We start from the raw sequence: 13,370 nt of genomic DNA on the forward strand, positions 1-13,370 counted from the left end.
GCCCCGTTCCGGGCCGCTTCGTTCCCCTGTGGCACTCACCTGGTGCGGGGCAGCTTGACGACGGTGATGAAGAAGTCGTCGATGCGCTGGATCGCCCGCACGAACTGGTCGAGGTCGACCGGCTTGGTCACGTAGGCGTTCGCGTGGAGCTTGTAACTGCGCAGGATGTCTTCCTCGGCGGCCGACGTGGTGAGCACGACCACGGGGATGTGGCTCAGCTCCGGGTCGGTCTTGATCTGCTCGAGCACCTGCCGGCCGTCGTACTTGGGCAGGTTCAGGTCGAGGAGGATCAGGTCCGGGCGGGGCGCGTCCGTGTGCGCGCCGCGGCGGTAGAGGAAGTCCAGCGCCTCCAGGCCGTCCCGCACCACGTGCAGCCGGTTCCCGATCTTGTTGTCCTCGAAGGCCTCGCGGGTCATCAGCTCGTCGCCCGCGTCGTCCTCGACCAGCAGGACTTCGGCGGGGGTGGCCTGGGGCCGGTGGTCAGGGGTGCTCATCAGCGGGTTCCTTCGGTGGGTGCGACGGGGGCCGGCACGGAGTCGGGGGCGCCGTCGGCGGTCGGGGCCGCGGCGCCGTCGGCTGAGGTGCCGGGTGCGGTCCCGGCCGTGCTCTCGGCCGCGTCCGGGGATTCGGAGACGGGCAGCGTGAAGACGATCCGCGTGCCGCCCTCGTACGCGGTGTCGATCCGGATGTGGCCGCCGGCGTGCTCGACGATCTTCTTGCAGAGGGAGAGACCGATGCCGGTCCCCCCGTACGTCTCGCGGGCGTGCAGCCGCTGGAAGATGACGAACACCTTGTCGGCGAACTCGGCCGGCACGCCGATGCCGTTGTCCGCGACGGCGAAGGTGCGGTACCCCGGTTCCGCGTCGGGGTCGTCGACCATCTCGACCCGGACCCGCGGAGTGCGGTCGGGCGACCGGAACTTGACGGCGTTGCCCAGCAGGTTCTGCCAGAGCATCGTGAGGAGCGTGGGATCGCCCACCACGTCCGGGAGGTGCTCGGGCCGGGTGATCTCGGCGTCGCTCTCCTCCAGGGCGGCGGTCAGGTTGCGCAGCGCCCGGTCCAGGGAGCCGTCCAGGTCCACCGTCTCGCGCGCGTCCTGCACGCGGCCGACGCGCGAGAAGGTCAGCAGGTCGTTGATCAGCACCTGCATCCGCTTGGCGCCGTCCACGGCGAAGGCGATGTACTGGGTGCCGCGTTCGTCGAGCTGGTCCCCGTAGCGCTTCTCCAGGAGCTGGCAGAAGGACGCCACCTTGCGCAGCGGCTCCTGCAGGTCGTGCGAGGCCACGTAGGCGAACTGCTCCAGCTCGGCGTTGGAGCGACGCAGTTCCGCCGCCTGTACGTCGTGTTCCGCGGCCGTGCGGTTGAGCTCGTCGGTGGTGCGCCGGGAAGCGGTCAGCTCGGCGACGGTGCGGTGCCGCATGGCCTCCACGGCGCCGGCCAGGGCCTTGAGGTCGGCGGGGCCGCGCAGCGGGATCGCTTCGTCGAAGGCACCGTTCGCGACGCGCTGCGAGGCCGTCCGCACCACGGCGAGCGGCCTCAGCACGCCGACCTGGAGCAGGACCGCCAGGGCGGCGCCGGCCAGCAGGAAGCCCACGGCTATCGCCAGGAGGATGCGGTCGCGCTGCGTGCGCGCGTCCCCGAACGTGGTGCGGGCGTCGGCCTGCATGCGGTCCAGGTGGGCCTGTTGCGCGTCGATGCGCCGGCGGAGCTCGTCGAAGCGGTCCTTCCCCGTCTGGAGCGAGGGCCGGGGGCCGCCGCCGTCCACCGAGGTGATGGCGGGGATGGCGAACTCGTCGCGCCAGGTGCGGGCGGCCTCCTGCACCGCCGCCAGGTCGGCGCGGACCCGGGCGTCGCCGTGCAGGACCGTCGACAGGTGCTGGGCGGCCGTGCGCTCGTTCGCCAGACCCCGTTCGTACGGCTCCAGCAGGCCCGGCTCTCCCGCCAGCAGGTAGCCGCGGATGCCGGTCTCCTGGTCCAGGAGGGCCGTCTCCAGGCGCAGCGCGTCCCGCTGGGCGGGCAGGATCCCGTCGACGAGCCGGTTCCCGGCCGTGGTGGTGCCCGAGAGCAGGGCGGCTCCGAGGGCGCCCGTGCCGACGACCATCAGGGCCAGCACGACCAGCACCGCGGTCAGCCAGGCCCGCAGGCTGAACCCCTGGCGCCGCGCGGCCCGGTCTCGGGCCGGTTCGGGTGTCGGTGTGGAGGAGGTCACGTCGGGAGGTTCCATTCGAGGTGGAGTACGGCGACGTCGTCGGCGAGGCCGCCCCAGTCCGCGGCGAGGCCCTGCGCCGCCTGGATGAGGGAGTCGACGAAGGCTTCGGCGGGCAGGTCGGTGTGGCGGCGGGCGATCTCCAGGAGACCGGCTTCGTCGAGGCGGTCGGAGCCGGGCCCGATGCGCCCCTCGATCAGGCCGTCGGTAAAGAGCATCACGGCGCCGCCCGGTTCCACGGGCACGTCGGTGACGGGCCAGTCGCCGCCCCCGCCGGGCAGGATTCCGAGCGCGGGCCCTCCGGGTACGGTCCGCAGCTCCACGCCGGCGGCGGAGCGCAGCAGGAAGCCGGGGTGCCCGGCGCGCTGCACCGAGACGGCGGAGGTGCCGGAAGGCCGGGTGAGGGCGACCAGCGTGGCGAAGATCTCAGGGCCGGAGCGCTCCGCCAGCAGGATCCGCTCCAGCAGCCCGAGCAGCTCGGCGCCACGCGCCCCGGCCATGACGAAGGCCCGCCAGGCCACGCGCAGGCACACGCCGAGCGCGGCCTCGCTCGGGCCGTGGCCCGAGACGTCGCCGACGACCGCGTGGGTGGCTCCGTCGGGGGTCTGGACGACATCGTAGAAGTCCCCGCCGAGCAGGGTCTGGGATCGTCCGGGGTGGTAGCGAGCGCAGACGCGGACCGCGTCGGCGGGGTCGTCGCGCAGCAGCGGCGTCGGCAGCAGGCCGCGTTCGAGGCGCGCGTTCTCCTCGGCCCGGAGTCTGCTCGACTCCAGGGCGACGGCTGCCAGCTCGGTCCGCTTGCGCTGGATCGCGTAGCGGATGGCCCGCATGAAGACGTCGGGTTCCAGACGGCCCTTGACCAGGTAGTCCTGGGCGCCGGCCGCCACTGCGGACAGGCCCGCCTGTTCCTCCGACAGGCCGGTCAGGACGACCACGGCGGCTTCGGCGGACACCGTGAGCACCTTCTTCAGGCCGTCCAGGCCCTGGGCGTCGGGCAGGTGCAGGTCGAGCAGGACGCAACTGGGCGCCTCGGCCGCCAAGAGGTCGAGGGCGTGCGCGAGGGAGCGCGCCCGGCCGAGGCGGACGTCGATCCCGCTGTCTTCGACGAGCTCCTCGACGAGCAGGGCGTCGCCCTCGTCGTCCTCGATGAGCAGCACGTAAGGTGGCAGGCCGTTCCACAACGCCACGGAATCGTCCGGTTCACCGGAGGAAGCCTGCCGGGGCGAATTCACGGCAGGCTGCGTGGACGTGCGGACGGCTGGGTAGTGGGTATCCAGCCCGAGGGTGCTCCCCATGGCGTCGCGATTGTCCCTTCTTCCCGCTGTACGCGGACGCCGACGGACGCCTGGTTGCGTCGGGGCAAGCGTAGATCGAATATTTGCCGTAAGGCAATATTTTAGCACCTCAATGATTCTGCCATCGTCGCCGGGCTCAGACCCCGGCCCCGACACCGCGTCGCAGGCGGTGCCGCTCGCTCCCCGAGGAGCTGTCCGCCTCCCCGCCCGCCCCCACGCCTGCTCGCCGCCGTCAGGCGCTGTCCACGGCCGGCGCGGTGTCCGGCCCGTGGCCCGTGCCGGCGGCGCCCCGGCCCGTGTCGGCGAGCGGATCGGCGGGGAACAGCTCCGCGGCTGCCACCCGGAACGCCGCCAAACCCGTCACCAGCGCGTTCACCGTTTCCGGCGCCATACGGTCGAGCACCGCCGACAGCTCACGCAGCCGGATGGCCCGCTGTTCGTCCAGCAGCGCCCGGCCCCGCGGAGTCAGGCGCAGTCCCACCTCGCGCCTGCTGCTGGGGTGCGGCGTGCGGGTCAGCAGCCCCATGGCCTCCAGGCGGTCGCAGAGCCGGGTCACCGACGGCGGGCGGGAGCCGAGCACGGCGCCCAGGGCCGTCAGGTTGATGCCCTCGGCGCCCTCGACGGCCAGCAGCGCCCGCCGCTGCGCCGGGGAGACGGCGGGGGCCGTTCCGTCCTGGCCTCGGGCGTGCAGCACCGCGAGGAGCTCCGCCGTCGCCCCCAGGGCTTCCGCCGGGTCCTCGCGAGCGCCGGTACGAGCGGTACGGGACATGCCACCACTGTGCCACTCTCCCGGACCGGCGGCGCCTACGGGTCGCGCTGCCGCGCGTCCGGCCGGCCGGCCGCGACCCGTACCCGCGGTTCCCTGGCGGTGTCCTCGGATCAGGCCGGGCCCGGGGCTTCCGGCCGCCCGTGCCAGTCCAGGCAGAGGACCATGGCGTCGTCGACGGCCGCGATGCCGCCCCGGTGGCCGGCCAGCTCCTCCAGGAGGGCCCGGGGCACCTGCGCCGGGGGCAGCAGCCGGGTGCTCATGACGGCCCGGGTCAGCGCGTGCTCGCTGTATGCCTCCCCGGCCGGCGACAGGACGTCGTACACGCCGTCACTCAGGAAGAACAGCCGGTCCCCGGGCAGCACCCGAAGGCGCTGGCAGGTGTAGACGGTGTCCTCGAACATGCCCAGCGGCAGCTGCGCCTCCAGCACCACCGGCTCCAGCGCGCCCCCGCGCAGGCGCCAGAGCCGGGGCGAGCCGGCGTCGATCACCTCGACCTCGCCGGTCCGCAGGCAGAAGCGGAGCAGCAGCACGGCCAGGTGGAGTCTCCCCTGGTACTGGCCGTACACCGCCTGGTCGGCCAGCGCCGCCTGGTCGGCGAGGCCGAGGCCGGCCCGCCGGGCGTTGCGCAGGGCGCTGACGGCGAGGTTGGTCAGCAGGGCCGCCTCGATGCCCTCGCCCATGCCGTTGTTGACGGTCAGCGTCAGGTGGTCGGCGCCGGACGACCAGTCGAACCCGTCGCCGAAGATGGCGTAGGCGGGCTCCAGCTGTCCCCCGAGTTCGTACTCGGAGCGGGAGCAGGCGCGCCCGGGCAGCAGCTGCCACTGCATCTCGGCGGCCAGGGTGAGCCGTCTGGCCCGCCTGGCCTGGAGGAAGACGTCGGTGTCGCGGTCCGCGACGAGGATCTCGTGGGCCAGTGCGTCCGCCAGCTCCCGCAGCGGGCCGAGCCGTGCGGAGGTGTAGGCGTCCCGTGCGAAGTGGATGCTCAGGACGCCGAGGCGGTCGCCGCGCACGCTCACCGGCAGGTGGACGGTGACCCCGCCGGCCCCTTCCGCCACGTACGGCTCCTGGGAGCCGTAGGCCCGGCCCACGGAACCGGTGTACGCCGACACGGGCTCGGCGGTGAAGGGACGGGCCGTCACGGGCTGCAGCAGGGCCGAGGCGTAGTCCGCCATCAGCAGCTCGGCGTCCCGCGCCCCGTGGTCCCGGGACAGGAGGGCGCGCACCTTCTCGAACAGCTCGTGCGGGGCCGCGCCCCGCAACGTGCGCTCCACTCCGTCGCTCACGGCCACCGGACCGGTACCTTCCTCTCTCACAACTGCCAAGATGGGGCCCACGGAACCACCGTCCTCGGGTCCACCGGGGAAGGGCAGCGCGTAGGCCCGGTAGGGAGTGTCACATGAGTCAGCGGCCGATCGGCTCCCCCCGGCCCGTCACGGCGGCCACAGCGGAGATGAGCGAGCTGATCGAGCTGTTGGAGGTGGTCTGGGAGCGGAGCCGCGACACCGTCAGCGCCCCGCCCGTCTCCTCGGCCCAGGCGCGGGTGCTGTTCCTGATCGACGGGTACGGCGAGATGAACCTGCGGGAGCTCGGCAGGCTGCTCGAGGCGGCCCCGCCGTCGGTCTCCCGGCTCTGCGACCGCCTGCAGGCCGTCGGCTTCGTCGACCGGCACCCGGGCCCGGGCGACCGGCGCGAGGTGCTGCTCCGGCTGACGCCCGCCGGAGGGGCGTACCTGGAGCGGCTGCGCGCGAGCAGGCAGGAGGCCCTGGCCCAGGCGATGGACGCGATGTCGCCCGACGGCCGGGCGGCCCTGGCGGCGGGCCTGGCCGAGTTCTGCACGGCGGTCCCGGGCCCCTTGAGGCTGCCGCGCCGGCAGACGCCCGCTCCCCGGACGGCTTGACGCGGCGCCCGGGGCACCTGCCGGCCGTACTTCGGCCCGGCGCCGTGCTCGGGGTGCTGCTCGGGGTGCTGGAACGGGCCGGCGCCCGCACGGTGGAGGGATGAGCCCTGATCTGCGTGTGGTCGTCTACCCTCCCGACGCGGAGGGCGGGCGCCGGGTCCGCTGCGACGGCGAGATCCTCGGTCGCGCCTTCGGCCCGAGTGACGTCCTCGAGTTCCTCCGCCGGGCCGGTCTCGACCCGGACGACGCCGCCCCCTACGGCGCGGGCCTCATCGAATGGCGCGGGGGCGGCCCGGCCGCGTGGCACCAGGAGCCGGACCCGGGATGAAGATCCCCACCCGGGCCTGACGCCGGTGCCGACATGCCGAGGCCGCCGGGGGCGGGTGGCCCTCCGGCGCGCCTCGCGTCGTCGTGCGCAGGCCCGGTCGCGCGGGGTCGGCGTGCCCCCGGCCGCCTCACGGGGCCGGGGCATCCGCTTCGTTCGCGGGAGGGGCCGTCGGCGGCGGCCCGTACAGCGGGGTCAGCGCCGCTTCGGCGGGGTCGACGGGCGGTAGGCCGGGTACGGGCGGAAGGGCGGGTACGGGCGGTAGGCCGGGTACGGGCGGTAGGCCGGGTACGGGCGGGAGCCCTGCCCGTTCCGAGCGGTAGAGCAGGGCCATCACCGACAGGACCGCCGTGAGCCCCGCCACGAGCATCGCGGCGCCGGTGGGCCAGGGCAGGAGCCCCCCGACCGCATTGCCCAGGGGATGGAGGTCCAGCACGCTCGCGAGGACGTGGACCAGTACCAGTCCGATACCGGTCGCGGTCGTGGCCGACCACACCCAGGCGCGGTCGCCGAAGGCCATCAGCCCGGCGAGGCCCAGGCACCCGCCGGCCAAGGCCAGCAGGAGCCAAACCGACGGGCTGGCCGCGGCCAGCAGCTGCGAGGGGTGGCGAGGCAGGTACAGGAGCGCGGAGAGGGCCAGGGCCACCGCGACCGGCCACCGCAGCACCCGGCCGGCCGCGGTCGCCTCGGTCTGCGACGCCTTCCGCGGCGGGGGTTGGGCGCGACGCTTCCGGGGCCGGGGGCGGGGCCGGAGCTCGGGCTCGGGCTCGGGCTCCTGAGGGACCTGGGGCGCCCGGCCCGGCCGGATCTGCGGGTCGTCCTCGCCCGAGAGGAGGGCGGCGAGCGAGATGACGTCCTCGATCGGGCGGCTGACCGCGGCGGCCCGCAGGGCCTGGTCCGCCGCGTCGGGCATCTGGCCGGTGCCGCGCAGCAGCGTCACCAGATCGGCCACCTCCCCCACGGAGCGACGGGTCACGGCCGTCTCCAGCAGCGTGCGCAAGCTGGCGGCGGCGTCGCTCGGCGACTCGTCCGGTGCCCCGGCGGCCTCCCCGTCCGCGCCCTCTCCCGCCGAGGGGGAGGCGGCGGGTGCGGAGGCCGGCGGGACCGGTGCGGGGGGCGGGGCCGGCGTCTCCCGCTCCGGGGCCGGCTCGTTCCCGGCATCGGCTTCGACGTCGGGCAGGGCCTCGGGCAGGGCCTCGGGTATGACGCCGGGCGTGGCGTCGGGTGTGGCGTCGTCACTCATGGATCGCTCCGTCCGAATGCAGGACCGTGCGGGTACAACGTCGCGAACAGACGTTCACTCCTGGTAACGGTGCAACAGCTCGCAGGACTCCACCAATGGGGGCAAGCAAACGGGTGCGTCCCCTTGTCCCGTCCGGGATCCACTCCGGTCGACCGCTCGGCGGTCGGACGGCACTGAGCTGGGGAAACGTTCCTCGGGTGAAGCAGGTGGGCCGGGCGGGTGACGGGCGGCGCGCATCGCCGCCGGGCGAGGGGGCCGAGGCTACAACGCTGCCTGTGAACTTCAGCATGCGGCACGCGTCCCGCGCCCTCGCCCTCGCTTCCCTCGCCCTCTTCCCGCTGACCGTCCCCACGGTGGCCGCGCACGCGGGGGTCGCGCAGGCGGCTCCCCTGCCCGATCCGGTCGTCTTCGTCCACGGCTGGAACAGCGACGGTTCAACCTGGAACACCATGGCCGACCGCTTCCGCGGCGACGGTTGGCCCGCCGACCGCCTCCACCGGTGGAGCTATCCCACCAACCAGTCCAACGCGACGACCGCCTCCCAGCTGGCGAGGGTGGTCGACCGCGTGCTGGCGGCCACGGGCGCCTCCCGCGTCGACCTCGTCACGCACTCCATGGGCAGCCTCTCCTCCCGCCACTACCTCAAGAACCTCGCCGGAGACCACAAGGTCGACGCCTGGGTGTCGTTGGCGGGCCCCAACCACGGCACGGACGCGGCGTACTTGTGCGGCGGGGCCTCCTGCGCGGAGATGCGTCCCGGATCGGTGTTCCTCGACGAGCTGAACGCCGGGGACGAGACACCCGGAGCCCCCCGCTACGCGACCTGGCGCTCCTCCTGCGACAGCATCGTCAGGCCGGAGGGCACGGTGGTGCTCGAAGGCGCGCTCAACAACAAGACGTCCTGCCTGCAGCACACCGCCTTCCCCGTCGATCCGATCGTCTACCAGGAAGTCCGGCAGTACGTCGCGCCGGAAGGCAGCTGAGGCCGGGGCGGCCGGCCGGTTCTCCCCGTCGCCCGGCGGGCTGTTGCGGAAGGCCGGTGAGAAGTTCGTACGAGCCGGGTTTGAAGGGGCCGGCCCGGGAAACACGCGTCCATGACGATGCGGGACCTCCTGGAGACGGGTCCCGCAGCGGCGGGTGACAGCAGGCGGCACTCCCCTCCCCCCGGGGGTGCCGCCTGTGGCCGTCGAGCGGTCTCCGCTCTGCGACGGCCGCTTTCGGACGCAGGTGGGTACCGATTCAAGCGGGTCGCAGGCGGTCTCCGAACGAACCTGCGCATTCCAATCGGTGCACGGGTCCTGTGCCCGGGCGCCGTGGGAAAGTATGATCAAGCAATGTCCGACACGACCGAGACCACACCCGGCTGGCTGAGCAAGGACGAGCTGGAAACGGCCAGGGCGCGCATGCCGATCCTGTACGTCGAAGCCGTACCCGTACGCGTCAGTGACAGCGGCGAGGTGACCGACATCGGGCTGCTGCTGCGCATCGGTCCGGACGGAACGGTCAGCCGCACCCTGGTGTCCGGCCGCGTTCTGCACCACGAACGCGTCCGCGACGCGCTGCTGCGCCACCTCGAGAAGGACCTGGGCCCGGTGGCCCTGCCGCGGGTCCCCGCTTCCCTCCAGCCCTTCACCGTCGCCGAGTACTTCCCCACGGCGGGCGTGACCTCCTACCACGACCCGCGCCAGCACGCGGTGTCCCTCGCCTACCTCGTGCCCGTGGCCGGCGACTGCCGTCCGCGCCAGGACGCCTTGGACCTGGTCTGGTTCAGCCCGCAGGAGGCGGCCTCCCCGGCCGTGCAGAACGAGATGCCGGGCGGGCAAGGGGTGTTGCTCAAGCAGGCACTCGCGCACGCCGGGCACGTCTACTAGAAGACCCTCCGCCACAGGAGCCCGCCCGGCAGACGACTGCCGGGCGGGCTCGCGGAAAGCCGGGCGGCGCGAGACCCCTGCCGCGACCCGAGCCCGAGCTGGACGGCCGCGCGGTGGTGCTGCTGCGACGCGGACCGCGTCGCGCGCTACGGCGAGAGCGCCATCGGAGCCGGCGGCCGTACCCTGGAGATCACCCGGACCGACGACGCCGGGGTCACCACAGCGGCCGCCCTCACGCTGTCCCGCGCCCCCGGCGGGGACTCGGCCCGCTACCTGCTCGCCCCCTGGATCGCCCGAGCCACCCTGCGCGACCTGCTGCGGGCGGGTGACGCGGGCCGCGAACTCGCCGTGGCCGGCGACGGAGTCACCGCCCCGGCTCCGTGAGGACGAAGGAGTGCTTCTCGACGATGCGCGCGGAGGAGGTGAGTTCGAGGACGGGCCAGGACACGCAGGACCCGTCGGCGGCTGGTACGGCTCTCGGCGCGTTGTCCCCGGCACACCTGACCTACACCCCACTGCCGGACGGCCCGGGCGCCGTCCCCGCCCGCCAGCCGCGCGAGGCCAGCGGGGCCGAGGCCCGTGCGGCCTGGGGCGCCCGTGGCCTGCCGGCTGGGCGAACTGCGCGGCGGCGCGTACCGGGCCGTCAACATCTGGGACTTCGCGGCCTCGCACCTGCCCGACGGCGCCGGACGCGCCGTCTGGTCCTGTACGCGGGCATCCGGCTGGGCCGGGCCCGGCGATGTCGTGGTACGGCTGCGCCTCGACGGCGCAGCCCCTCAGGACGTGGCGCGGGCCCGGTCCACGGCGGCCTGCGGCCGGTTCGGACAGCACCTGCTCGCAGGCTTCCGCTGGCGCTCGCCGGCGGGCCGCTGGTACCTGCTCGCCGCCGGAAGCCGGCAGGTCACCGGGATCACGGCGGCCGGCGCCGTCCGAGCCGCTGCCGCCGAGCGCACCCTGGCGGCCCCGTGGTCCGGTCCGGACGGGCCGGTGTCCCTGACGGGCACCCTCGCCGGCGGCGGCGCCGTCACCGCCCTCGACGGCGCGGGGGGAGGCCGCGACTGACCGGTGGACCGGCCCCTGGGTCCCGTCGTCAAAGTCCCGCCCGGCCCCCGCTGCTTCGACGCCAGGACCTAGCGCGGACAGCAGGCTCACGCCGCGACCGCGTCGGCGCCCCCGGCGGCCCGGGGACCGGTGATGAGGCGGCGCAGGGGGACGAACGCCAGCAGGTAGCAGAGGCCGCCGATCGGCAGGAAGTCCAGATCCACCGCCATCGCAGCCGTGCCGAGGACGAAGGGCACCAGAGAGCGGACGGCCGCGGCGCCCCGGAGCAGGGCGAGCAGGGTGATCACGCCCAGGTAGAAGAAGACCGGGACGACGGTGTACACGACCGGCAGCACGCCGGGCACGTCCTGGACGCGGGCGAAGATCTCCCTCATCTCCGGTCTGTCGGCGGCACGGAAACCCGCGTAGAGGTCGATCACGGCCTGGGCGGTGGACGCGGCCACGCCCACCAGGGCGACCAACGCCCCGGCACGGGCCATCCGCTGCCTGACCGGCCCGGCTCCCGCGGCCACCGTCCGGCGCAAGCCCTCGCAGATCACCCCGAAGAACAACAGGCCGAAGAGGAAGGCGAAGTGCCCGGTGATCCAAGCCGCACCGGGCTCCCTCGACCCCTCGACCAGGAGGCGGACCGACCCGTACACCAGGAGGAGGAGGGGCCCCGCGACAAGGGAGAACCGGGTGAGTCGTGCTGCTCGTTCTGTCATGGCCCCACCCTGCCGATCGGGCCGGTGGCGCCACCATCGGTGAAGACCCTGACAACTCCCCTACACGGCGGGCACGTTGTACCGGACCGTCTCGGGGTCGGGGGTCCGGGACGCGGCCCCTGGACACAGCCGGGAACGCCTGCGCCGAGAGGTCCGCTCGAGGCCGGGTCGGCGGGGGGTGCTGAGGGGACCCGGGGCGGCGGTACGGCCCGGGACGGGTGCTGGCACACTGCGGACTGCGCACTGTCGGCCGACTCCCATGAGGTGCTTCCAGTGATGGACGCGTGTGACCCCCGCCGCGTGAACGGCGATCGGGGCGGCGCCGCGGGCACGGCCCGGGCGCGTACCCCGCTGACCCCGGTCCCGCCCGGGAAGCGCGGCTCGCGCCGACCGGACGGAGCGCGCCGGTGAAGTCTTCGCCGCTGGCCACGGGCGCCGGTGAGCCCGGCGTCCCCAGGTCTCCCGATCCCGGTGACGGGCGACCCGACCCCCGCGACGGGCGCCCCGACGCCGGGATCGCGCGCCGCGCGGGCGCCGGCCGGGCCGGGGTGCCCGCGCGGTTCGATCCGCTCTGGGCGGCCGTGGTGACGTTCGCGCTCTCCTGCGCCGGCAGCGGCACCGTTCTGCTCTGGCGGGACGAACTCGCCAGTTGGAGCGCCGCCGTGCGCAGCCCCGGCGACCTCCTCGCCATGCTGGGCAACGTCGACGCCGCTTCCGGTGCCTACTACCTGGTCCTGCACGCCTGGGTGTCCGTCTTCGGCGACTCCCCGGCGATGCTGCGGATGCCCTCCGCCCTGGCCATGGCCGGTGCGGCCGCGTTCGTGGTGCTGACCGGCCGTACCCTGTTCGACCGCCGCACCGCACTCCTCGCCGGCGTGCTCTTCGCCGCGATCCCCGCGATATCGAAGTTCGGACAGGAGGCCCGTGCCTACGCGTTCGTGACGCTGGCCGTGGCCGCCGCCACCTGGCTGCTGATCCGGGCGCTGCAGCGGCCGACCGCCCTGCGCTGGCTGCCGTACGGGGCAGCCGTGACCTGTGCGGGGTTCTTCCACATCGTCTCGCTGCTCGTTCTGCTGCCCCACGCGCTGATCGTCCTCGGACGCTGGTGGGGGGCGCGCACTTGGCGCCTGCCCGCCGGCTACGCGCTGACCGTCCTCGCCTCGCTGCTGCCGCTGCTCCCCCTGATCGTGGTCGCCCGGCGCCAGACGGGGCGACAGATCGGCTGGCTGCACCCTCCGCACCTCGCCGATTTCGCCGGGTTGTGGAGCACGCTGTCCCTCTCGCCGGCCGTCTCCTACGCCCTGCTGGCGGCCGCCGCGCTGCCACTGGCCTGGCCGCACGGCCGCCGACCGGCGGCGGAACTGGCCCTGGTGGCGGCGCTGCCGATCCCTGCCGCCTGGCTCGTCTCCCAGAACGGCAGCTCCTACTTCCTCGACCGCTATCTGCTCTTCACCCTCCCGGCCTGGGCCGTGCTGGCAGCCGCCGGTCTCGGTGCGCTGCGCCCGCGGCCGCTCGGCATCACCGGCCTGGTGCTCCTGATGGCGCTGGGCCTCAGCCACCAACGGCAGCTGCGGACCGAGCACTCCAAGGGTCCGGCCGACGGCAAGCGGGCCGCCGCCGTCATCGCCGAGGGCTACCGGCCCGGCGACGCCCTGGCCCCGGTCGGTGGGCGCGATGAACGGTTGTTCATGTTCGGTCCGATGGTCCAGTACTACCTGCCCGCGCACCGGCAGCCGAAGGACGTCTTCGTCGAGCGTTCGGCCGTGGAGAGCCATGACCTCTTCCCCACCGAGTGCAGCCGTCCCGCCCCGTGCCTGGCCGGTATCCGCAGGGTGTGGGTCGTCACCTGGAGCGGGACGTCGAACCCCTACCACGCGTTCCCTCCGGACCAGGAGAAGGCGCTCAGGGACCACTACGAGGTGGTGCACACCACCCGGGTCGGCGCCCTCCAGGTCACCCTGGTCGAGCGCGTGCGCTAACCCCGCTCCCCCCCGCCCG

13 protein-coding genes are annotated in these 13,370 nt (G+C 74.2%); 6 read left to right on the plus strand and 7 right to left on the minus strand.

The annotated features are described in order from the left end of the window. Positions 1–35 precede the first annotated feature (35 nt). The 5 genes from AC07FY_RS23575 to AC07FY_RS23595 form a co-directional block, all read right to left on the minus strand. Entirely contained in the window at positions 36–494 is a 459-nt protein-coding gene (locus AC07FY_RS23575) for a response regulator (RefSeq protein ID WP_479009244.1), read from the minus strand. Further along, the gene (locus AC07FY_RS23580) at positions 494–2,101 is read right to left on the minus strand and encodes a sensor histidine kinase (protein WP_479009424.1); all 1,608 of its coding nucleotides are present in this window, start codon (positions 2,099–2,101) and stop codon (positions 494–496) included. The genes AC07FY_RS23575 and AC07FY_RS23580 overlap by 1 nt, the downstream gene beginning before the upstream one ends. A 104-nt stretch (positions 2,102–2,205) precedes the next feature. Beyond that, on the minus strand, positions 2,206–3,438 hold the full coding sequence (locus tag AC07FY_RS23585; protein WP_479009246.1) for a PP2C family protein-serine/threonine phosphatase: 1,233 nt from the start codon (positions 3,436–3,438) through the stop codon (positions 2,206–2,208). A gap of 295 nt (positions 3,439–3,733) precedes the next feature. Continuing rightward, on the minus strand, positions 3,734–4,270 hold the full coding sequence (locus AC07FY_RS23590; RefSeq protein ID WP_479009248.1) for a MarR family transcriptional regulator: 537 nt from the start codon (positions 4,268–4,270) through the stop codon (positions 3,734–3,736). A 110-nt stretch (positions 4,271–4,380) separates the two neighbouring features. Next, positions 4,381–5,559 (minus strand): PP2C family protein-serine/threonine phosphatase, encoded by a 1,179-nt coding sequence (locus AC07FY_RS23595; protein WP_479009250.1) that lies wholly within the window; start codon positions 5,557–5,559, stop codon positions 4,381–4,383. Positions 5,560–5,666: 107 nt separating this feature from the next. On the opposite strand from AC07FY_RS23595, the gene AC07FY_RS23600 reads away from it, so the two are divergent. Both AC07FY_RS23600 and AC07FY_RS23605 read left to right on the plus strand, forming a co-directional pair. Then, on the plus strand, positions 5,667–6,167 hold the full coding sequence (locus AC07FY_RS23600; RefSeq protein ID WP_479009252.1) for a MarR family winged helix-turn-helix transcriptional regulator: 501 nt from the start codon (positions 5,667–5,669) through the stop codon (positions 6,165–6,167). 100 nt (positions 6,168–6,267) lie between these two features. Further along, positions 6,268–6,495 carry a hypothetical protein gene (locus AC07FY_RS23605; protein WP_479009254.1) on the plus strand — a complete coding sequence of 76 codons (228 nt, stop codon included), beginning with the start codon at positions 6,268–6,270 and terminating at the stop codon, positions 6,493–6,495. A 127-nt stretch (positions 6,496–6,622) separates the two neighbouring features. Here AC07FY_RS23605 and AC07FY_RS23610 read toward each other — a convergent pair whose 3' ends face one another. Then, positions 6,623–7,735: a hypothetical protein gene (locus AC07FY_RS23610; RefSeq protein WP_479009256.1), complete on the minus strand. Its 1,113-nt coding sequence runs from the start codon at positions 7,733–7,735 to the stop codon at positions 6,623–6,625. A gap of 287 nt (positions 7,736–8,022) precedes the next feature. Between AC07FY_RS23610 and AC07FY_RS23615 the strand changes: the two genes are divergently transcribed. The 3 genes from AC07FY_RS23615 to AC07FY_RS23625 all read left to right on the plus strand — a co-directional run bounded on the left by AC07FY_RS23615 (position 8,023) and on the right by AC07FY_RS23625 (position 10,668). Next, complete coding sequence (locus AC07FY_RS23615) at positions 8,023–8,718, plus strand: esterase/lipase family protein (protein ID WP_479009427.1); 696 nt, start codon at positions 8,023–8,025, stop codon at positions 8,716–8,718. A gap of 351 nt (positions 8,719–9,069) precedes the next feature. Beyond that, the gene (locus tag AC07FY_RS23620) at positions 9,070–9,606 is read left to right on the plus strand and encodes an NUDIX hydrolase family protein (protein ID WP_479009258.1); all 537 of its coding nucleotides are present in this window, start codon (positions 9,070–9,072) and stop codon (positions 9,604–9,606) included. A 597-nt stretch (positions 9,607–10,203) separates the two neighbouring features. Continuing rightward, complete coding sequence (locus AC07FY_RS23625; protein ID WP_479009260.1) at positions 10,204–10,668, plus strand: hypothetical protein; 465 nt, start codon at positions 10,204–10,206, stop codon at positions 10,666–10,668. 86 nt (positions 10,669–10,754) lie between these two features. Here AC07FY_RS23625 and AC07FY_RS23630 read toward each other — a convergent pair whose 3' ends face one another. Next, a complete protein-coding gene (locus AC07FY_RS23630) occupies positions 10,755–11,372 on the minus strand; it encodes a hypothetical protein (protein WP_479009262.1) in 618 nt (205 codons plus the stop codon). Positions 11,373–11,779: 407 nt separating this feature from the next. Between AC07FY_RS23630 and AC07FY_RS23635 the strand changes: the two genes are divergently transcribed. Further along, a complete protein-coding gene (locus AC07FY_RS23635; RefSeq protein WP_479009264.1) occupies positions 11,780–13,351 on the plus strand; it encodes a glycosyltransferase family 39 protein in 1,572 nt (523 codons plus the stop codon). Positions 13,352–13,370 lie beyond the last annotated feature (19 nt).

This window comes from Streptomyces sp. NPDC045967 (assembly GCF_056430495.1).